This is a genomic window from Neoroseomonas lacus (genome assembly GCF_014644535.1).
Lineage (GTDB): Bacteria > Pseudomonadota > Alphaproteobacteria > Acetobacterales > Acetobacteraceae > Neoroseomonas > Neoroseomonas lacus.
Map to the genome: position 1 here is coordinate 273,297 of NZ_BMKW01000007.1, position 19,474 is coordinate 292,770.

Here is a 19,474-nt window from a genome sequence, read left to right on the forward strand (position 1 = left end):
TTTGCCGCCATTGCCTCGGCCATCTCGCCCACCCTCACGCCGACGCTTTGCGAGTGCGGAGGCCACCGGCCTTGGGAAGCATCGCCCCCGGCGGGATCACCTCATTGGGGACGTCGAAGACCTCGCTCGCGATCTTCGGGTGACGGCTGATGTGATAGACGGTGCCGGCGACACCGTTTTCGAGCAGAACGCGACCGCGCCGGTCGATGATGATGCCGCGCCGCGCGAGCTCGTCCCGCATCCGCGCAATCGTCGCCGTCAGTGCCGGCACATGGAAATCCGGCATCCGCTCCAGCGGCACTGCCCCGGTGGCGATCAGGCGCTTGCGCAATTCGCCCATGTTGATCTCGGTTGGCGCCTTCAACGTCTTCGCAAATGCCACCATCGTGCGAACGACGGTGTCCTGGCGCTGGCGCCGAGTCATGTTGCACAAGGTCCTTTCTCCTTCACCGACTTGGTCCGGTGGACGGAGAAAGCGCCATCACCCCACATCAGAAAACTGTTTGAATTTGACTGACGAATTTGTGTGACTGCACCGCACGCGGGCCGTGCGTTTGCGCGATATGCTGGAACCAACGGGATAGCGCCGACGTGCCATCGTCATCATGCAAATCGACCTGCATCCGCACCGCGACCTGCACGGCATCAACCCCATCAAGGATTGCGTCACTTTCGACGCCACAGTGCGGCACGGCATACTCAGCGCATCGCACGCGACTTCTTCTTCACCTGACAAACTTCGGGCGGCCCTTCCGCGAGGAGGAGCCGCCCGTTCTTTCTACCGTCAGCGCATGAGGTCAGTCGGCGACGACCGCCGCGCGCTGACCTGCCCTGCGCGGAGGATCGATGCCCAAAGGCTCGATGGTGACGGGGTCGGGCTCCGGCGGAACGACAGTCGGCGCTGGCCGGCTGCGCCACACCACGTCCAGCAGCGCATCGGGATCGCACCAGATGCGGAAGGCATTGGCTGGGGGCGATCCCGATGGGAGCGGGCAGCCGGGTATGCGTCGGGCCTGTTCGACATGCACGCCACGACGCCGGAGCTCGTGCGCGACGCGCATCAGTGCAGCCGCCATGACCCGCCCGGTGAGGTGAATGGTGGCGCTTTGCTTCGCGGGCAGGAAGCCCCCGAGCATGAGCGCCCTTTGGAGATCGCGGGGTGCGGCGACGAACGGCGCGTCCTGACGGAACGGCACAGCCTTCAGGAAGTCCAGCACCGCGAGAACGATCTCCTCGTCCATCGCGGCATAGTGCATGCTGCTCACGGCTTCATCTCCTCGGTGTGGTGTGGGTGACGGGCGCCAGCGGAGGGGCGGGTAGAGGGGTGAGCGAGGCCAGCGGTCGTCCGTCCCCAGCCTTCACCATCATCGCGGCCAGCCCGATGGCGGCCGGCTCGGAATCCTGCACGTCAGGCCTCGGGCTAGAGTTGAACGGGTGCACGGTGCCGCCCTCCTCAGGCCATGTCCGAAGTGAGCAGCAGCGGCGCTGCCAAGGTTCGGAAGCTGATGCCGAGCAGCCGGATATCCTCGCTTTCGTCGCTTTCGAGGTTCTGCTGCCAGCGCCGTTCGCTGACCGGCCAGCGCGAAGCGCGCATCGGGTCGGCCTTCCAGATCTGCGCGACCACGTTGTTCAGCGCGTGCGCGAGAAAGGCGAGCGGATCGAAGCCCTCCAAGGCCCCGGCCCGCGCCCGGCTCATCCGCTCCACGCGGAGATAGAGGAACGCGTCGTCCACCATCGCGCCCTTCAGCCGCTGGCTGTCGAGCAGCACGGGCACGTGCGGGAATTCGAGGCGCGATGGGCGCATGAGCAGCCGGCGCATCAATCGGGCTGTGCGCTGCGCTTCCGTCACCTGCTGGCTGTCCGAGAGACAGCGCCAGTATTCCATCATGGCCTCGGGCGACTGGAAGAACATGACGCCGTCCTTCCGTTGCCAGCCTTCGGTGCGCGGGACGAAGCCGCCGGAACTATCGCTGCGCCACGCATCGGCGCCGGTCCTGCGCGCTACGTTGCCGCGCGGCTGGCGCGCGGGAGCGGCGGAGTCTTCGCGGAAGGTGCCCAGAGCCTTCACCGTCGCCGCGAGGGGGCTGAATGGGTGCTCGTGCTGCATCGTCAGGCCCCCGCTGATGTGAGCAGAAGAGGCGCCGCCAGCGTCCGGAAGTGGATGCCGAAGGTGGCGACATCGTCCGCGATATCGAGGGCGAGGTTGCTGTCCCTGCTGGGGCGCCGATGATCGTGGCGCTGTGCCCGGTCGGGGTCCGCCCGCCACGCCTCGGCCACCACGCCGCACGTCAGAAGTTCCGCGAGGCGCGCGATCGGATCGACTTCCAGCCGCAGGAAGGGCAGGCAATCATCCAGCATGTCGAGCGGGACGCGCTCGCCATCCAGCAGGACCGGCACATCGGGGAATTCCAGCCGGCGACGCTTCAGCAGCGTGCGCATGCTGGTCAGGGTGCGCGCCTCCTCGCTGGCCTTGGACCGGGCCTCGCGCTGCCGGGCCTGCGCGGCTGCGGCCGCCTTCTGCTCAGCTTGGCGACGCGCCTCCTCAGCCTTCTCGGCCTCTGCCCGAGCCGTCAGCGGCGCTACGGCCAACTCGCCATAGGCGGCGACAATGGAAGCGACGGCCGCCGCGCGTGCGGCCTCGGCGGCCTGCGCTGCGGCTTGGCGCCGCTCCTCGGCCTGCACTGCGGCGGCGATGCCCTGCGGGGTCAGGGCAAAATCCCGAGCCGCCTTGTCCCGCACTTCTTCCGCCTTGAGGCGCTCCCAATGCTTGAGAACCTCCTCCGGGCTGCGGAACGTCTCGCGCCCATCATGGTGTTCGCGCAGCGCGAGCGGCTTGGGCGCCTCATACGGGCGCGTCAGCCCTCGCGGCGGCAGCGGCTTCTCGTCCTCCCAGATGTTGATGCCGTCCTCGCGGAAGCTGCCCAGGCTGTCGTCGCGCAGCGCGCTGACCATGTGCCGCCGGGCGTCGCGCGCGGAGATGCTGACCGGCTCCCGGCCGTACTGGCGCGAGCGCAGGTCGCGCGCGGAACCCGGCTCGGGCCGCGAATCACTGCCATCGAGCCGCAGCCGCGCAATGCCCGCGCGGCCCCGCTCGACCACAGCGAGGTGTTGATGCGGATGTTGCGCTGGATGGCGTCGTAGTGCTGACCGTCGGGCGTGAGGCCGGGCGTCATGTCCATCTCGACGGCGTAGCCGAGTGATAGTTCTCGTTTTGTTCCTATACGGTTCGGCGCATGAATCACGACATCCGCCACGACCCCTTCGCCATCGCGCCGGCCCTCGGACATCACCGTGCCGATGATGGCGTGGGTGTATGCGTCCTTCGTCACCCGGCCGCGATGCCCGTCCGTCACCGGGACGCCGCGCATGGAGCGCAGAGCCTCGGCGCTGAACACTTCCTCCGGCGGGCGGTATTCGCGCCGCACGGTGCCGTCGAGCTGCGTATAGGCGAACACGCCGGAGCGGCTGACGATGGGCGAGTCCATGATCCAGCCCTCGGGCGTCACCTGCGCGCTTTCCAGCGAGACGAAGTCGAACCGCTGGCCCTCCCCGGCACAGCCGCCGCGATCCTCGCGCTGCGCGCGCGGCGGTGCGAGCCGTACGGGCGACGCCCGCCAGCCGGTGCTCATGTCGCGGATCATGGTGGTGCGGAGCTCGCGCGCCGAGGCGCTGTCGGTGCGGAAATGCTTGGTCACTTCTGGTTCTCCAAGGTGCGGAGGAGGTGTGGGGTGTTGCGGCGCTCGAACTCTGCTTCGAGCTCGCACAGCTGGCGCAGGGTCGGCTTCTGGTGCGGCAGCGGTGACACAGGCTCCGGATCAGGGAACAGGTGCGGAGCCGCGCGGCGCATGCGATGCACCTCGCTCGCCGGCACCGTCATCTCCAGCAAGGAGATGCCGCCCTGACCATTCACATTCAGGAGGAAGCCGTCCTTCGGCGCGATCTCGATCTTGAGCGGATCGGCGTTCGGATTGCCGCGCACACAGATGCTGCCGATCCATTCCACGATGGCGGTGCCGCCGGAGGCGCGTGTGATGTGCATCAGTGCGCCTCGATGCCGCCCTGGCGGACGACCGGGTTCGAGCGCAGGTGCTCCTCGACCGAGGCGACCTCGACAAGCGTGCGCCGGCCGGTCTTCGCCATGCGGATCGAGCCGCGCTTGTGCAGCGTGTAGATCGTGAACTTCGAGATGCTGAACATCTTGGTGGCCTGCGGCACGGTGACGTAGCGCGGCGTGATGTTGGTGCTGCTCACCTTCTTCTCCGTCGTCAGGATTGGACGGGAGGAGTTCTCGGCCAGTTTGGGGGCAGGAGGGGCCGCGTTTAATTCGAGCGTTGGTCGGGGCGGCCCGCCGTTGGTCGGAGTCGGTGCAGCGTCAGCGAGGGCGAGGAATTATTCGCGGCCCAAGGGCAGGTTCGGGGTCGCTAGGTCTCGGGGGCCGCCAGTCCGGCGGTGCGCTTCGAGAAGATGAGACAGATGAGCAACAAACAGGTCGAAGGCCAAACAGGGCGCCAAGTCGGATATCTAAGCGAACACGATGACTTCGCGCTTCCCGACTCTTTCCGGGTGCTGTCCGCGTTGGCTTACGCACGCGCCTTGCCATTCGGCACAGGCCTCGGCCTAACTCTGATTTGGGAAGGAAACGGCTGGTCGCTCAACGACGATCTGGGCAGTCTTGCGCTTTACCTGCTGAACATGCCCGTAGAAGACTAGAGCCGGCTAGTCGCCGAGCGGTCTATCGGGCCGCTCGGTGACTGCCTCGCTCTGGGAAGAGGGTCGGCGCCCGGCGCCGGAGGGGTCGCAGACGGCCCCTCACCCCTCCGCTCAGGCGTAGAGGGGCGGTTGGAGGGGTGCGTAAGCACCGCCTTCATAGATATCAACAAGATGCCACTGAGAATGGCGTCCCCTACGGGATTCGAACCCGTGTCGCCGCCGTGAAAGGGCGGTGTCCTAGGCCTCTAGACGAAGGGGACCGGCCGTGGGCGCGGGGTTAAAGCGCGTCACTCCAACGGTCAATAGGCCAAACGTCATCAGGCCGGCGCGGCGTCCACAACCTGCAGCGATGCGCTGGTATGGCCGTTCCATTGTTCCGCCCGCAGATACCCGCACAGATGCATCGGCAGGCGGTCCTGCGCCAGCAACGCCTGCGCCAGCGGCCCATCCTTGGCACGGAAGCAGATGGTCTTGAGCCGCCCGCCGTCCTCGCCCTCGACGATGGCGCGGATCGTCGCCCCTTCCTTGCCGACTCGGTCGGCCTTCACGACACGGGCGCGCTGGACGACGAAGATGGGCTCCTCATTGCCCGGCCCAAAGGGTGCGAGCCGCCCCACCTCATGGGCCAGCGCCGGCTGCGCGGCGACGACGTTGATCGCGCCTTCCACCATCAGGTCCGCCGCCGTGGGCAGCAGCGCGGCGTGGCGCAGCCGCTCCTCGAAGAAGGCATGCACCTCGGCCTCCCGCCCGGCACGGAAGGAAAAGCCCGCCGCCATGGCATGCCCACCGCCGGTCTCGAGCAGCCCGGCCTGGCGCGCCGCGATCACCGCCGAGCCCAGATCCACCCCGGCCACCGACCGCCCCGACCCCTTGGCCAGCCCGTCCGTCACACCCGCCACGCAGACCGGTCGGTTGAAGCGTTCCTTCATGCGGCCGGCGACGATGCCGACCACGCCCGGATGCCAGCCCTCGGCCACCAGCAGCAGCACGGCGCGGCCCTCATCGGCCTGGCGCTCGGCCATCGCATGGGCGGCGGCGAGGACCTCGCCCTCGACCTCCTGCCGGCGCTTGTTCACCGAATCGAGTTTCTCGGCCATGGCGCGCGCCTCGACCGCGTCCTCGCACAGCAGCAGCCGCAGGCCGAGGTCAGGCTCGCCAATGCGACCAGAGGCGTTGATCCGCGGTCCAAGCAGGAAGCCCAGCGTGTGCGCGGTCGGTGCATCGCGTGCGCCGGTGACATCCAGCAGCGCAGCGATGCCCGCCCTGCCCCGCCGCGCCATCACCTTCAGCCCCTGCGTCACCAGGGCGCGGTTGAAGCCGGTCAGCGGCATCACGTCGCACACCGTCGCCAGCGCCACCAGGTCGAGCAACCCCAGCAGGTCCGGCTCCGTTCGCCGCTCGAACCATCCGGCGCGGCGCAGCACGCGCACCGTCGCCGCCCCGGCGAGGAAGGCAACCGCCGCCGCGCAGACATGATGCAGCCCCGACCCGCAATCGAGCCGATTCGGATTGACGGCCGCGAGAATGCGCGGCGCCGGCCCTTCCGCCTTGTGATGGTCGAGCACCACCACATCCGCGCGCCCCTCGGCCGCAGCCAAGGCCTCGGCCGCCGCGATGCCGCAGTCGACACAGACGATCAGCGAGGCGCCGCGATCGCACAGCGCCGCGATCGCCGCTGCATTCGGCCCGTAACCTTCCTTCAGCCGGTCAGGGACATAGGGCGTCACCTCGCAGCCAAGGTCGCGAAGCAGGCGCGACATCAGCGCGCCGGAACAGGCGCCATCCACGTCGTAATCGCCGAAGACGGCGACATGCTCCCCGCTGCGCACCGCGGCGGCGATGCGGTCCGCCGCCGCATCCATGTCGATCAGCGAGGAGGGATTGGGCATCAGCGCCCGCAGCGTCGGGTCGAGATACTCCGCCGCCGCATCCAACCCGACACCGCGCGCCGCGAGCAACCGGCCCACCATTTCCGGCACGCCGAGGCGCTGGGCGATGCCCAGGCCCGTGCGGGCATCCGAAGGCCGCCAGACCCAGCGGCGGCCCGTCACGCTGCGCGCGACACCGAGGACCGGGGCGTCCGTGGCCGTCCCGTCCATGCGGGCCTCAGGCCACGAAGGCGGAAGGCTTGCGGTCGAAGTTGTGATGCCCTTCCACGTACCGCACGGTGCCGGACTTCGACCGCATGATGATCGAATGCGTATAGGCCCCGCCGGCGAAGCGCCGCACGCCGCGCAGCATCGCGCCCGAGGTCACGCCGGTGGCGGCGAACATCACGTCGCCTTTCGCCATGTCCTCGATGCTGTAGATGCGGCTGGGGTCGGTCACGCCCATGGTGGCGGCGCGGGCGATCTGCTCGTCATTCTCGAACATCAGCCTTCCCTGCATCTGGCCGCCGATGCAGCGCAGCGCGGCGGCCGCCAGCACGCCTTCCGGCGCGCCGCCCGAGCCCATGTAGATGTCGATGCCGGCCTCGCGCTGGCTGACATTGATGACGCCGGCGACATCGCCATCGCCGATCAGGGTGATGCGCGCGCCGGCGGCGCGGCAGGCCTTGATCATCTCCTTGTGGCGGTCGCGGTCGAGCGTGCAGACCATCAGGTCGGTAATGCTGCACTTCTTCGCCTTGGCGAGCTCGCGCAGATTCTCCTCCGGCGAGGCATCGATGTTCACCACGCCATCAGGCAGGCCGGGCCCGACCGCGATCTTGTCCATGTAGATGTCGGGCGCGTGCAGGAAGCCGCCCTTCTCCGCCAGCGCGACGGTGGCGATCGCGTTCGGACCGCCCTTGGCGGTGATCGAGGTGCCCTCGAGCGGATCAACGGCGATATCGACCTCTGGCCCGCCGCCGGCACGCGCGTACAGCCCGACCTTCTCGCCGATGTAGAGCATCGGCGCCTCGTCCATCTCGCCCTCGCCGATCACCACGGTGCCGGTAATGGCGACGGTGTCGAAGGCCTTGCGCATCGCCTCGACGGCCGCGCCATCGGCGGCGTTCTTGTCGCCACGCCCGATCCAGCGGGAGGCGGCGAGCGCCGCTGCTTCCGTCACACGGACCAGTTCCAGTGCCAGGTTGCGGTCGACGACAGCACCCGGCTCAGGGGTCGCAGCGGCCATGGGGAATCCTCCGAATCGAGACATCGTGGACAGGCCAGCCTGCCCTTCCGTTAGCCCATAGCCGGAATCGCGTCCCGCGTCAGCGCGGTGAGAGTCGGTTCGCCGGCGCGCCATCCGACGCATCTCCACCTCCGCCCCCCAACCGGCACCCCTGTCAGCAGCCTGGAATGGGTGGTCAAGTCGGACTGCGAGCCGTTGCCGATCTTACCAAACAGCCTCGGCGAGCAGCGGCGCCCCGGACCGGCAAGCCTCGGTCGCGGGCCGGCCTGGTGCCCGCCGCGCCCCGAATCGGCCTTGCCGCATGCCCCGATATCCCAACCCTAGGTCGCGAACGCGAAGCGCGACCGCGACCAGATCAACAGGCTTCGCCAACGCGACAGCGCAAGGCGCGCAGGCAAGCCGGCCGGCGCTCGCCGCCCGAGGGCTCACCAGAAGCTGTGATGCTTGCCCTCGGCGAGCGTCACAGCGCCTCGATCCGGATCAGTGCCGGCTTCTCAACCACCGCATCCAGCGCCGCGATCCGCGCCAGCGCCGCGCGCACCGAGGCCTCGCTGGTTTCATGCGTGGTCAGCACCACCGGCACCGCCTCACCCGGCGCGCGGCCGCGCTGGAGCATGGATTCGAGGCTGATGTCGCTGTCGCGCAGCACGCCGGTCACATCGGCGATCACGCCGGGCCGGTCGACCACCATCAGGCGCAGGTAATAGGCACCGATGTGCTTCTCCATCGGCACTGAGGCCTCAGGCTTCAACGCCGCCGAGGCCGCGCCCCAGACCGGGGTGAAGCGCCCGCGCGCGATGTCGATCAAATCAGCGACCACGGCCGAGGCGGTCGGCCCGGCCCCTGCCCCACGCCCTTCCATCATCACGCGGCCGACGAAGTCACCCTCCGCCACCACCGCGTTGAACACGCCATCGACGCGGGCGATGGGCGCGTTCGCCGGCACCATGCACGGATGCACGCGCGTCGAGATGCCGCCCTCCTCGCGCCTGGCGATGCCGAGCAGCTTGATGCGGTAGCCGAGTTCCTCCGCCAGCGCGATGTCGAGCGCCGAGACTTCGCGAATCCCTTCCACATGCACCGCGCCGAAATCCACCGGCCGGCCGAACGCCATGGCGGCGAGGATGGCGAGCTTGTGCGCGGCATCGATGCCGTCGATGTCGAAGGACGGGTCGGCCTCGGCATAGCCGAGCTTCTGCGCCTCGTTCAGCACCTCGGCGAATTCGCGCCGCTCATTGCGCATCGTCGTCAGGATGTAGTTGCAGGTGCCGTTCAGGATGCCGGCGACGCGCTGGATGCGGTTGGCCGCGAGCCCCTCGCGCAGCGCCTTGATCGCCGGGATGCCACCGGCAACGGAGGCCTCGAAGGCGAGCGCGATGCCCTTGGCCTCGGCAGCCTGCGCGAGCGCCGCGCCATGCACCGCGAGCAGCGCCTTGTTGGCGGTGACCACATGCTTACCGGCGGCGATGGCGGCTTCGACCAGCGCCTTCGCCGCGCCGTCCGAACCGCCGATGCACTCGACGATGACATCGACTTGCGGATCGGCGGCGAGCGCCACCGGGTCCTCATACCAGCGCAGCCCGGCGAGCGGGATGCCGCGGTCGCGCGCGCGGTCGCGCGCGGACACGGCGGTTACGGCGATCGGCCGCCCGGCGCGCGCGGCAATGATGTCCGCATTGGCGCGCAGCAGGTTCACCGTGCCGGCACCCACCGTGCCGAGGCCGGCAATGGCGATGGCGAGCGGACGCGTCATGCCCCGATCCTCCGTGCCGCGCCGCTGCTGGTCAGCCTCATCGCCATCGCGCCCATCACTTGTCCTCGTAGCCATCGGAAGCATTGAACTCGGTGCCCTCGGCCAGCACGCCGGCGCCGGGCACATGGTTGATCTCAAGCCTGATGCCGTCCGGGTCCTCGAACAGCACCGAATAGTATCCCGGCGCCCAGCGCCCATCGCCAGGCTCGCGGATGATGGTCGCGCCCAATTCGCGGAGCAGCGCGGCGGCGCGGTCGACATCCTCGCGCGTGCGCGCCCGCAGGCACAGATGGTGCAGCCCGACGCGGACCTGGTCGAAGCGCTCGCCGGCATGGGCCGGGTCGCAGGGTTCGATGCCGAGCGCGGTGCGCGCGCCGACGCAATAGAAGAATTTCGGCCCGTCGAAGACCGGCTTCATGCCGAGCTTCGGCAGCAGCCGGGCATAGAAGGCACGGCACTCGGCGAAGCGGCTGACCGTCAGCACGACATGCGCCATGCCGTTGATGCCGATCTCCATCGCCGCGCCCTCCCTGCCCGTCAGACGGCGCCGGCCGGCACGTCGTGCTCGGTCGGCGCGGCATTGTCGCCGGCGAGGAAGGTCTTGATGCCGCGCAGCGCCTGGCGGATGCGGTGGTTGTTCTCGACCAGCGCGATGCGGACATGCTCGTCGCCATGCTCGCCGAAGCCGAGGCCCGGGGCGACCGCGACCTTCGCCTTCTCCAGCAGCAGCTTGGAGAATCCGACAGAACCGAGGTGACGGAAGCGTTCCGGGATCGGCGCCCAAAGGAACATCGAGGCCTCAGGCGCCGGCACCTCCCAGCCCGCCGCCTTGAGTCCCTTCACCAGCACCTCGCGACGGTCCTTGTAGAGCGCGCGCATCTCCGCGATGCAGTCCTGCGGGCCGTTCAGCGCCGCGGTCGCCGCCACCTGGATCGGCGTGAAGGCGCCGTAGTCTAGATAGGACTTCACCCGCGCCAACGCCGCGATCAGCCGCGGATTGCCCGCCGCGAAGCCCATCCGCCAGCCCGGCATGTTGTAGGTCTTGGACATCGAGGTGAATTCCACCGTGATGTCCTTCGCCCCTTCCACTTCCAGCACCGAAGGTGGCGGCGTGTCGCCGAAATACAGCTCGGCATAGGCGAGGTCGGAGAGGATGAAGAGGCCGTGCCTGCGGCACAGCGCGACCAGTTCGCGGTAGAATTCGATGCTGGCGACCAGCGCCGTCGGGTTGGACGGGAAATTCACGATCAGCGCGGTCGGCGCGGGAACCGAGTGGCGCACCGCGCGGTCGATCGCCTCCAGCATCGCGTCATCGGGCGTGTACGGGATCGAGCGCACCGAGGCGCCGGCGATGATGAAGCCGAACTGATGGATCGGGTAGGACGGGTTCGGCACCAGGATGGTGTCGCCGGGGCTGGAGATGGCCTGCGCCAGGTTCGCCAGGCCCTCCTTCGAGCCCAGTGTCGCCACCACCTCGGTCTCCGGGTCGAGCTTCACGCCGAAGCGGCGGTCGTAATACCCCGCCAGCGCCCGGCGCAGGCCGGGGATGCCCTTCGAGGTCGAATAGCGATGCGTGCGCGGGTCCTGCACCGCCTCGATCATCTTCGCGACGATGTGCGGCGGCGTCGGGCTGTCGGGGTTGCCCATGCCGAGGTCGACAATGTCCTCCGCGGCCGCACGCGCATGGGCCTTCGCGGCATTGACCTCGGCGAAGACGTAAGGCGGCAGGCGGCGGATGCGGTGGAAGTCCTCGGTCATGGCAGCGTTTCCGTGTGGAAGGGCCGCGACCTATAGAGCAAGCCCCGCGCGCTGTGTATCGCCAAGCAGGCACCGCGGAGCCGCGCGCCCTCTGCGCCCGGCTGGAAGGGCGCGATCCGGCGCATTTCCGTGTCTGGCAGCGGCCCACTCCCGGCCGCCCTCGTCATTATCCTGGAATGAGCGGCCCAGTGCGAGCGGGCACCGGACTTTCCAAAACTTCCATCAACGGCTGCGCGGCGCGAGCAGGTCCGACGACGGCAAGGGCGGCGGGCCGGTCGGCGCCAACAACTCGGCCGGCGGCGGCGGGGGCGGGCCGCCACCGATCGTCGGCGCGGCAGGCTGGGGCGCAGCAGGCTGAAGCACCGCTGGCGGGGCGGCGGGGGTGGGTTGCGCGGCCGGCGCCGGGCGCGCGGCCGGAACGCCCCGGGGGACCGGCACCGTCGCCGGCGCGGCCGGGGCAACGTCCACCGGGTCCCAGCTGACGCGCGGCGCGGCGGCCAGCGGCGGCGGCCCGGGGGCCTGCAACGGCATGCTGGCGTTGCCTTCGGTGCCGGAGGGGCGTGGCGCCACGGGCCGCATCTCGGCATCAAGCGGATTGCGGCTGCGCTGGCGTTCCTCGGCCAGGGCGGCGGTCAGGGCGTCGCGCACGGCAAGATCGGGCACCGTTGGCCGCGCGGGGACGGTGCCGAGGTTCGGCGGTGGCGCATCGACCCCCGGCGGCGTATCGCGCCCTTCGAAGGCGGGGCCGGTCAGGTGGTCCCAAAGCGGGCCCAGCGCCTCTCCGCCCTGCCCCGCCGTGCAGCCAGCGGTTATCAGCAACGCGGCCAGCACCAGCGGCCGCGCTTGATTGGCCGGTCCCCGGCCCCTACCGTGCTGGGGCGTCGCCCCGCGGTCCATCCGACCGGTCATGCCGCCACTGTCGCCATTGCGGCGAAGCGGTAACCCGAATCGGCCGGCACGCGAAGGGCATCGCGCCAGTTCATGCACCGGAACCCCTGATGGCCGAAAAAGAGAACCCGAACGCCGCGCAGTTTCGCCTCCCGGATCCCGCCATCGTCAGCCGCACCATGGCCGATGTGGCGGAACGCGGACAGCGCATCGTGTCGGATTTCCTCAAGCGCCAGTCGGGGTCCGCGGCGGACCCGGACCCGCTCAAGATCGGCCATGCCTTCCTCGAAATGACGACGCGGCTGATGGCCAACCCGGCCAGCCTGGTGCAGGCGCAGCTCGGCTTCTGGCATGACTACCTGACCCTTTGGCAGAACACGGCGCGGCGCATGCTCGGCGACGAGCCGAACCCGGTGATCGCCGAGGACGACAAGGACCGCCGCTTCAAGGACGATGCCTGGCGCGACCATGAGGTGTTCGACTTCATCCGCCAGTCCTACCTGCTGTCCGCCCGCTATTTCCGGTCCGTGGTCGAGGGTGCGGAGGGGCTGGAGCCCAAGACCGCGCAGAAGGTGGATTTCTACACGCGCCAGTTCGTCGACGCGATGAGCCCGACGAATTTCCTGATGACCAACCCCGAGGTGTTGCGCCGCACCGCCGAGACCGGCGGCGAGAACCTGCTGCGCGGCCTGTCGAATCTGCTGAGCGACCTCGAGCGTGGCCGCGGCAAGCTCAAGATCCGCATGACGGACGACACCAAGTTCCAGATCGGCGAGAATATCGCGGTCACGCCGGGCAAGGTGGTGTTCCAGAACGACCTGATGCAGCTGATCCAGTATGCGCCGACCACCGAGACGGTGCTCAAGCGGCCGCTGCTGATCATCCCGCCCTGGATCAACAAGTTCTACATCCTCGACCTGCGTCCGAAGAACTCCTTCATCCGCTGGGCGGTGGAACAGGGACACACCGTCTTCGTCATCTCGTGGGTGAACCCCGGCGAGGAACTCGCGGAGAAGGGCTTCGAGGACTACATGCTCGAAGGCCCCTATGCCGCGCTCGACGCGATGGAGAAGGCGACCGGCGAGAAGGGTGCGAACGTCATCGGGTACTGCCTTGGTGGGACGCTGCTCGCTTCCACGCTCGCGCATATGGCCAGCAAGCGCGACGCGCGGGTGAAATCGGCGACCTTCTTCACCACCATGGTGGATTTCGAGGAGGCCGGCGAACTCGGCGTCTTCATCGACGAGGAACAGCTCTCCTCGCTCGAGGAGAAGATGAACAAGGTCGGCTACCTCGAAGGCCGCGAGATGGCGGTAACCTTCAACATGCTGCGCGCGAACGACCTGATCTGGTCCTTCGTGGTGAACAACTACCTGATGGGCCAGGAGCCCTTCCCCTTCGACCTGCTCTACTGGAACGACGATTCCACGCGCATGCCGGCGAAGATGCACAGCTTCTACCTGCGCCGCATGTACCAGGAGAACGACCTGGTGAAGCCGGGCGGGGTGGAACTGCTCGGCGTCAAGCTCGACCTGCGCAAGATCAAGGTGCCGACCTACATCCTGAGCACGCGCGAGGACCACATCGCGCCGTGGAAATCCACCTATCGCGCGACGCAGCTCTACAAGGGGCCGACCCGATTCGTGCTGGCGGCCTCGGGGCATATCGCCGGCGTCGCCAACCCGCCGGATGCCGGCAAGTACAGCCATTGGGTCAGCGACGACCTGCCGCCCGACCCGGAGGCCTGGTTCAAGAACTCGACCGAACTGGCGGGTTCCTGGTGGCCGGATTGGCATCGCTGGGTCGCCGGCCTCGACAAGACGACGGTCCCGGCCCGCATCCCCGGCGAGGGCGGGCTGCCTGCGATCGAGGATGCCCCCGGCGCCTATGTGAAGGTGATCGCGACCGACTGACCCGCGCGCCGCGGCGTCAGTAGCCGCGGCCGAGCCCGTCGGTGATCGCCCCGGGCGCGCCGGACTGCCACCAATTCCCGCCGCCGGACCAGCCGGCGTCGAGGTCGAGATGCCGGACGTCGCGGTCGAGCGCGGCCATGGCCTGTTCGGCGGCAGGCAGCGGGCCGATCTCGCCGAGCCGGCCGAGCGTCACCTCGCCGCCCGGCTCGAAGGTCGGGGTGGTCAACGCGGCGGCCGCGCCAGCCCGGTCATTCGCCCGCAGCCGCGCCGACACCAGGCCGAGCGCGTGGATGACATCGGCCGAGGAGGCCTCCTGCGCCGCGCCGATCGCCGCGCGATTCTCGTTGCGCGCGGTACGCATCGCATAGCCGATAGTAGGTGAGATCGACGGCCAGGCACGCCGGTTGGCGACTTCCAGCTCAAGCGCCTCGAAGCGGGCCAGCGCCAGGGCGGCCTTGGCCGGTTGGCCGGCCAGGTTGGCGCCCTGATTGGCGAAATCCGCCGTGGTCGCGGCGACCGCCGCGCGCAGCGGCGGGCCGTGCGAGGCCTCGGTGGTCAACACGGCGGGCGGCAGCGCCTGGGGCGTGCGCAATTCCTCGCAGGCCGCGAAAACCAGCGGCAGCAGCACCACGCCAAGACGCATTCTCATTCCCAGTCATCCCCTCGGGAGCCTTGATTCTGCATACGCCACATCTCGTCCTGCGCCATCGAAGCGGCCCAGGCGGTGCGGGGCAGCGGCGGCAAGTCGGCCAGGCGTGCGATGGTCGCGGCACCGCCCGGCGTGAACAGCGGCGGTTGCAGCGCCGCCGCGGCCGCCGCCGCATCCTGCGCGCCATAAGCCAGGCGGAGCAACGTGAAGGCGTCGATCACCGCCTGCGGCGGGGCAGCCAGGTCGATGCCGAGCGCGCCACGCCATTCCGGCCGCGCCTGCACGAAGGCCTGTTTCACCAACGGCGACATCTCGATCCAGCGCTGGCCGTAGTTGAGTTCGACGGCGAGGAATTCCGCTTCGGAGATCGCCTGCGCCGCTTCCCAGGGCCGGCCCGCCATGCTGCCCGGCGAGGCGAAGACATAGGCCGTCTGGATGATCGACTGGCGCGCCGGGTCGAGCGTGACCGACGCGCCATAGGAGGGCAGTACCGCCGTCGGGTATGGCGCTGTCACGCAACCGGCCAGCACGCCGAGCCCGACCAGCAGCGCGACGCGGCGGGCGATCATCACAGGCAGCCCGCCGCGCGGGCGCGGGCGCGGGTCAGGGCCAGCACGGTGCGGCAGGTCGGTGCGGCTTCCCCCACCAAGTCGGCGAGTTCGACCACGGCGCCGAGCAGGGCCTCGACTTCCATCGGCCGGCCGCGTTCGAGGTCCTGCAGCATCGAGGTCTTGTGCGCGCCGACCTCGGCCGCGCCGGCGATGCGCTTGTCGACATCGATGGCGAAGCGGATGCCGAGCGCCTCGGCGACGCGCTGGCCTTCCAGCATCATCGCCCGCGCGACGCCGCGCTGTTCGTCGTCGTTGATCAGCACGTCGAGCGTCGCAGTGGTGAGTGCAGAGATCGGGTTGAAGGCGAGGTTGCCCCACAGCTTGACCCAGAGTTCGTCGCGGATGCGTGGGCGCACCGGGGCCTTGAAGCCGGCGGCGATCAGCGCCTCCGACAGGCGTTGGGCCCGCGGGCTGCGGCTACCATCGGGTTCGCCCAGCGAGAAGCGGTCGCCGTAGGTGTGGTCAATGATCCCGGGTTCGATGACCTCGGCCGCCGGGTAAATGATGCAGCCGAGGGTGCGCGAGGGCGCGAGCAGGCGGGAGACGGCACCGCCCGGGTCGACGCTCTCGACAATGCGGCCTTCATGCGTGCCGCCGATGCCGTGGAAATACCACCAGGGAACGCCGTTCACGGCGCTGACGATGGTGGTTTCCGGCCCCAGAAGCGGTTGCATCTGCGCCGCCGCGCCAGCGAGGGAATGCGCCTTCAGCGTGACCAGCACGTAGTCCTGCGGGCCGGCTTCCTCGGCGGTGGCGACGCAACGCAGCGTGGCGGTGATCTCCTCGCCGCCGCTGCGCAGGCGCAGGCCATTCGCCTGCATGGCGGCGAGGTGCGGGCCGCGGGCGATGACGGTGACCTCGGCATCGCCCTTGAGGGCAAGCTTCGCCGCCATCAGGCCACCGATCGCGCCAGCACCGAAAATGCAGAGTTTCATGGGCCGAATAACGTCTCCTGTCCGGACTGCAGTATGGCGGCGGGCGGCGCGGCAACAAGGGCGGCGTCGGCCTGCCCTGCCGCATGACGCCCCATTGGCCGCCAGTCGAAGGTGACCGCCACGGCCCTGCCGGACCCGTTCCTGCTCTAAATAACTGAAAAAGCAGACTTTAAGATTTTAAGGTTTTAGGACTTTATTCGATATCCCCGCTGAACGCTGGGCCGCGCTCAGTGAGTGAACATAGCACGAACATTCCAGCCAAATCCAGCCTTTCGGCCAGCCCGCCAGGCCATCGCCAGAAGCAGCGGGAACGAACCGGTCCACGGCCGCCGGGAAGCCGGTTCCATCGATCAAAGTCGCGCCATATGGCCGTATGCCCGTGGCCGTGCACCATCTATTTCATTACACTCCTCCATCGACCAGGACCGCCAGGCCGCGACCGCGGGCCGAACGGTTATGCGACGGCCTGGCAGCCGACCCACGACCGCCAAGCCTCAGCCTAGGGGAGGCTTGTGATGCCAGGCGCATACGCCCTGTCGGTCAAATCGGACCTGTCGGACCGACTTATCGACCTCGAGGTCGAGGCCGCCGGCGAGGCCGCTGCGGCAGCGGTCGACACTGCCTGGTGGTCGCGCCTCGCGACCCTGCTGCTGGTGCTGGGGCTGCTGGCGCTCGGCGCCTTCTGGGTGGTCGCCATCCTGCCGGGACGCTCGGCGAGCGGGCTGCTCGTGGCATCGATAGGCGCGGCCTCGCTGTTGATCGTCTGGAGCACGACGAACCCCAGCCAGGCCGCCCAGGCGGCACGGCAACGGGGGGCGATCTGGACAGACCTGACGCGGCAGGCGCGGCAGCAGCGGCGCGCCGCCGGCGAAGGCCAGGAGGCGCAACTCTGGGCGACCTATCAATGGCTGCTCGCCCAGCGCGACGCGCTGAGATCAGGCAGGCCGATGCCGTCACAGACACCGGTCTTCGCACCTGACGCCGCGGAAGTGGACCAATGAGCAACCACCTGACGCGACGAGACGCCATTTCGAAACACGGCGAGCAACTAGCGGAATATTGCCGGATGCATCGACCGTCCTATGCCGCGATAGCCCGCTTCATCGGACGCGCGGAGAAGACTTGCGGCCTCGTGGCGCCGCTCGGCAGCATCGTGACCGGCCTGCTCTCCAGCCTGCCGGCCGCGGCCTTGCTCGGAATCGATGTCGCGATCCTGACGCCGATCGCAGGCACGCTTGCCGCCTTGGCCGGCCTCGCCACCTTCACCGGCGCCTTCGCGAAGAAGCGCGACGCCGCGACCGCGGCGCTCGAGAAGATCGACCAGGTGGACCGGGAACTGCAGGCCATCCGGGCGATGCTGCCGTCCCAGCCTGACCGCAAGTTGCTGGAGATCGAACGTCGCGTCGTGGCGATCGGGCTCGACCTGCCGCCGCCGCCCGATGCGATCATCCTTGCGGCGAGCCGCGACAACGGGCCGCCCCTGGCCTTGCCGGCACCGCCTCCCCCGGCCCTGCTGGGACAGCCTACGCCGTAGTCAGCCCGAGCTTTTCCGCCAGCCCGATCCGCATCAGCTTGCCCGTCGCCCCCTTCGGGATTTCGTCGAGGAACACCACTTTCCGCGGCACCTTGAAATCCGCCAGGTGCAGGGCGGCGAATTCGCGCAACTCGCGCTCGCCGCAGGTCATGCCGTCGCGGAGGACGATGGCGGCGCCGACGTCCTCGCCGAGCTTCGGGTGCGGGATGGCGAAGCACAGCGCCTGTGCCACCGCCGGGTGGCCCGACAGCACGCCGTCCACTTCCAGCGGGCTGACCTTCTCGCCGCCGCGGTTGATCAGTTCCTTCAGCCGGCCGGTCAGGGTCAGGAAGCCGTCCGCGTCGAACGCGCCCTGGTCACCGGTGCGGAACCAGCCATGGGTGTAGGCCTTGGCATTGGCCTCGGGGTTGGCTTCGTAGCCGGCTGTGACGTTGGGGCCGCGGATCACGACCTCGCCGATCTCGCCCGGCGGCAGGATGGTGCCGTCATCGTCCATCACGGCGACGTCGGGGCCGGCCGGCTGGCCGACCGAGCCCGGTTTGCGCGGGCCGGAGAGCGGGTTGGAGCACATCTGGTGCGAGGCCTCGGTCATGCCGTAGCTCTCGACCAGCGGGGCGGAGAAGACCTGTTCGAGTTGCCGCATCACCGGCCCCGGCAGCGAGGCGGAGGAGGAGCGCAGGAAGCGCAGCCTGGCGCGGGCGATGATCTCGGCATTGCGCTCGGCGCGGCCGAGGATCGCCTGGTGCATGGTCGGCACGGCGGTGAACCAGGTCGGCCGTTCCTCGTCGAGCCAACGGAAGAAGCGCAGCGCGTCGAAGCCCGGCGTGCAGACCACCGACGCCCCGGCGCCGACCGAGGCGAGCACCGCGGCCATCAGCCCATGGATGTGGAACAGCGGCATGATGTTGAGGCAGGCATCATCCGGCTCGAGGGCCAGGGTGCGCCCGATGTTGCGCGCCGAGGCGCAGATGTTCGCCTGGGTCAGCGGCACGATCTTGGGCCGCGCCGTGGTGCCGGAGGTGTGCAGCACCAGCGCCTCGTCCTCGGGCGTGGCCAGGCCGGGTTTCGCCGCATGGCCGGGCGTGCCGCCTTCAAGGGTGAAGTCGCCGGCGGCCTCGCCGGGCACCAGGTCGAGCACCGGGATGGAGAGCCTCGCTGCGACCTCCCGCGCGTCCGATGCCATGCCCTGCAGCACGACCAGCGCCTTCGCGCGTAGGTCGGTCAGGTAGAAGGTGAATTCCTCGGCCCGATAGGACGGGTTGAGCGGCGCGGTGGTTGCCCCCGTCCCGATGGCGAGGAAGGCGGCGGCCATGTCCGGGCCGTTCGGCAGCACGATGGCGACACGGTCGCCGCGGCCGATGCCGAGGCCGTTCAGCGTGCCGATGGTGCGCTCGCACAGCGCGCGCAGGGCGGCGAAGCTCAGCGGGGGTCGTTCATTGATGCCGCGCAGGGCGGGTGCCCCGTCGGCGCCGGTGGCAAGCAGGCGGGCGATGGTCTCGGTCATACGTACATGTCCCTCCGCAGTACGGGCAGACTAGGCGTCGCGTGCCATCCGCGTCAGCCCCCCCACCCGCCTGGCGAGGCAGCGCACTTCCCCCGGCATGGC

The 19,474-nt window shown here is 69.2% G+C and carries 22 protein-coding genes and 1 tRNA gene; 4 read left to right on the forward strand and 19 right to left on the reverse strand.

Annotated features, from left to right (window positions below; genetic code table 11):
- Positions 1-34: 34 nt before the first annotated feature.
- The 8 genes from IEY36_RS15535 to IEY36_RS15570 form a co-directional block, all read right to left on the reverse strand.
- The gene (locus tag IEY36_RS15535; protein ID WP_188968182.1) at positions 35-340 is read right to left on the reverse strand and encodes a hypothetical protein; all 306 of its coding nucleotides are present in this window, start codon (positions 338-340) and stop codon (positions 35-37) included.
- 151 nt (positions 341-491) lie between these two features.
- Positions 492-713: a hypothetical protein gene (locus IEY36_RS15540; RefSeq protein WP_188968184.1), complete on the reverse strand. Its 222-nt coding sequence runs from the start codon at positions 711-713 to the stop codon at positions 492-494.
- An 84-nt stretch (positions 714-797) separates the two neighbouring features.
- Positions 798-1,265, reverse strand: coding sequence for a hypothetical protein (locus IEY36_RS15545; RefSeq protein ID WP_188968185.1), 468 nt, complete (start codon positions 1,263-1,265; stop codon positions 798-800).
- A gap of 188 nt (positions 1,266-1,453) precedes the next feature.
- Positions 1,454-2,107, reverse strand: coding sequence for a hypothetical protein (locus tag IEY36_RS15550; RefSeq protein ID WP_188968187.1), 654 nt, complete (start codon positions 2,105-2,107; stop codon positions 1,454-1,456).
- Positions 2,108-2,109: 2 nt separating this feature from the next.
- Positions 2,110-2,952, reverse strand: a complete 843-nt coding sequence (locus IEY36_RS15555) for a hypothetical protein (protein ID WP_188968189.1) — start codon at positions 2,950-2,952, stop codon at positions 2,110-2,112.
- Positions 2,856-3,641, reverse strand: coding sequence for a DUF2213 domain-containing protein (locus IEY36_RS15560; protein WP_229681344.1), 786 nt, complete (start codon positions 3,639-3,641; stop codon positions 2,856-2,858). Before IEY36_RS15560 ends, IEY36_RS15555 begins: the two co-directional genes overlap by 97 nt.
- Before the next feature lie 50 nt (positions 3,642-3,691).
- The gene (locus IEY36_RS15565) at positions 3,692-4,003 is read right to left on the reverse strand and encodes a hypothetical protein (RefSeq protein WP_188968193.1); all 312 of its coding nucleotides are present in this window, start codon (positions 4,001-4,003) and stop codon (positions 3,692-3,694) included.
- Positions 4,004-4,038: 35 nt separating this feature from the next.
- Positions 4,039-4,251 (reverse strand): helix-turn-helix domain-containing protein, encoded by a 213-nt coding sequence (locus IEY36_RS15570; RefSeq protein ID WP_188968195.1) that lies wholly within the window; start codon positions 4,249-4,251, stop codon positions 4,039-4,041.
- Positions 4,252-4,473: 222 nt separating this feature from the next.
- Between IEY36_RS15570 and IEY36_RS15575 the strand changes: the two genes are divergently transcribed.
- On the forward strand, positions 4,474-4,710 hold the full coding sequence (locus tag IEY36_RS15575) for a hypothetical protein (protein ID WP_188968197.1): 237 nt from the start codon (positions 4,474-4,476) through the stop codon (positions 4,708-4,710).
- Between the two features lie 184 nt (positions 4,711-4,894).
- Here the strand turns inward: IEY36_RS15575 and IEY36_RS15580 are convergent.
- From IEY36_RS15580 to IEY36_RS15610, 7 genes are all read right to left on the reverse strand, one after another.
- Positions 4,895-4,970 (reverse strand) — tRNA-Glu (locus IEY36_RS15580).
- Between the two features lie 57 nt (positions 4,971-5,027).
- On the reverse strand, positions 5,028-6,809 hold the full coding sequence (gene recJ / locus IEY36_RS15585; RefSeq protein ID WP_188968198.1) for a single-stranded-DNA-specific exonuclease RecJ: 1,782 nt from the start codon (positions 6,807-6,809) through the stop codon (positions 5,028-5,030).
- A gap of 7 nt (positions 6,810-6,816) precedes the next feature.
- Complete coding sequence (gene glpX, locus IEY36_RS15590; RefSeq protein WP_188968200.1) at positions 6,817-7,827, reverse strand: class II fructose-bisphosphatase; 1,011 nt, start codon at positions 7,825-7,827, stop codon at positions 6,817-6,819.
- A 460-nt stretch (positions 7,828-8,287) separates the two neighbouring features.
- Positions 8,288-9,580 (reverse strand): homoserine dehydrogenase, encoded by a 1,293-nt coding sequence (locus IEY36_RS15595; protein WP_188968202.1) that lies wholly within the window; start codon positions 9,578-9,580, stop codon positions 8,288-8,290.
- 55 nt (positions 9,581-9,635) lie between these two features.
- Positions 9,636-10,097: a VOC family protein gene (locus IEY36_RS15600; RefSeq protein WP_188968204.1), complete on the reverse strand. Its 462-nt coding sequence runs from the start codon at positions 10,095-10,097 to the stop codon at positions 9,636-9,638.
- Between the two features lie 20 nt (positions 10,098-10,117).
- Entirely contained in the window at positions 10,118-11,338 is a 1,221-nt protein-coding gene (locus IEY36_RS15605; RefSeq protein ID WP_188968206.1) for an LL-diaminopimelate aminotransferase, read from the reverse strand.
- Between the two features lie 222 nt (positions 11,339-11,560).
- Positions 11,561-12,247, reverse strand: a complete 687-nt coding sequence (locus IEY36_RS15610; RefSeq protein WP_188968208.1) for a hypothetical protein — start codon at positions 12,245-12,247, stop codon at positions 11,561-11,563.
- An 89-nt stretch (positions 12,248-12,336) separates the two neighbouring features.
- Here IEY36_RS15610 and IEY36_RS15615 point away from each other — a divergent pair, with 89 nt between their 5' ends.
- Entirely contained in the window at positions 12,337-14,139 is a 1,803-nt protein-coding gene (locus IEY36_RS15615) for a PHA/PHB synthase family protein (protein ID WP_188968210.1), read from the forward strand.
- Between the two features lie 16 nt (positions 14,140-14,155).
- On the opposite strand, the gene IEY36_RS15620 is transcribed toward IEY36_RS15615, so the two are convergent.
- Genes IEY36_RS15620 through IEY36_RS15630 form a run of 3 tightly spaced genes read right to left on the reverse strand, consistent with a single transcriptional unit; the run spans position 14,156 to position 16,334 of the window.
- Positions 14,156-14,788: a hypothetical protein gene (locus IEY36_RS15620; protein WP_188968212.1), complete on the reverse strand. Its 633-nt coding sequence runs from the start codon at positions 14,786-14,788 to the stop codon at positions 14,156-14,158.
- On the reverse strand, positions 14,785-15,357 hold the full coding sequence (locus IEY36_RS15625) for a hypothetical protein (RefSeq protein WP_188968214.1): 573 nt from the start codon (positions 15,355-15,357) through the stop codon (positions 14,785-14,787). Before IEY36_RS15625 ends, IEY36_RS15620 begins: the two co-directional genes overlap by 4 nt.
- A complete protein-coding gene (locus IEY36_RS15630) occupies positions 15,357-16,334 on the reverse strand; it encodes a 2-dehydropantoate 2-reductase (protein ID WP_188968216.1) in 978 nt (325 codons plus the stop codon). The genes IEY36_RS15625 and IEY36_RS15630 overlap by 1 nt, the downstream gene beginning before the upstream one ends.
- A gap of 515 nt (positions 16,335-16,849) precedes the next feature.
- Between IEY36_RS15630 and IEY36_RS15635 the strand changes: the two genes are divergently transcribed.
- Both IEY36_RS15635 and IEY36_RS15640 read left to right on the forward strand, forming a co-directional pair.
- Complete coding sequence (locus tag IEY36_RS15635; RefSeq protein ID WP_188968218.1) at positions 16,850-17,335, forward strand: hypothetical protein; 486 nt, start codon at positions 16,850-16,852, stop codon at positions 17,333-17,335.
- Between the two features lie 65 nt (positions 17,336-17,400).
- Entirely contained in the window at positions 17,401-17,868 is a 468-nt protein-coding gene (locus IEY36_RS15640; RefSeq protein WP_188968220.1) for a hypothetical protein, read from the forward strand.
- Here IEY36_RS15640 and IEY36_RS15645 read toward each other — a convergent pair.
- On the reverse strand, positions 17,858-19,372 hold the full coding sequence (locus IEY36_RS15645; RefSeq protein WP_188968222.1) for an acyl--CoA ligase: 1,515 nt from the start codon (positions 19,370-19,372) through the stop codon (positions 17,858-17,860). The genes IEY36_RS15640 and IEY36_RS15645 overlap by 11 nt on opposite strands.
- Positions 19,373-19,474: the final 102 nt, after the last annotated feature.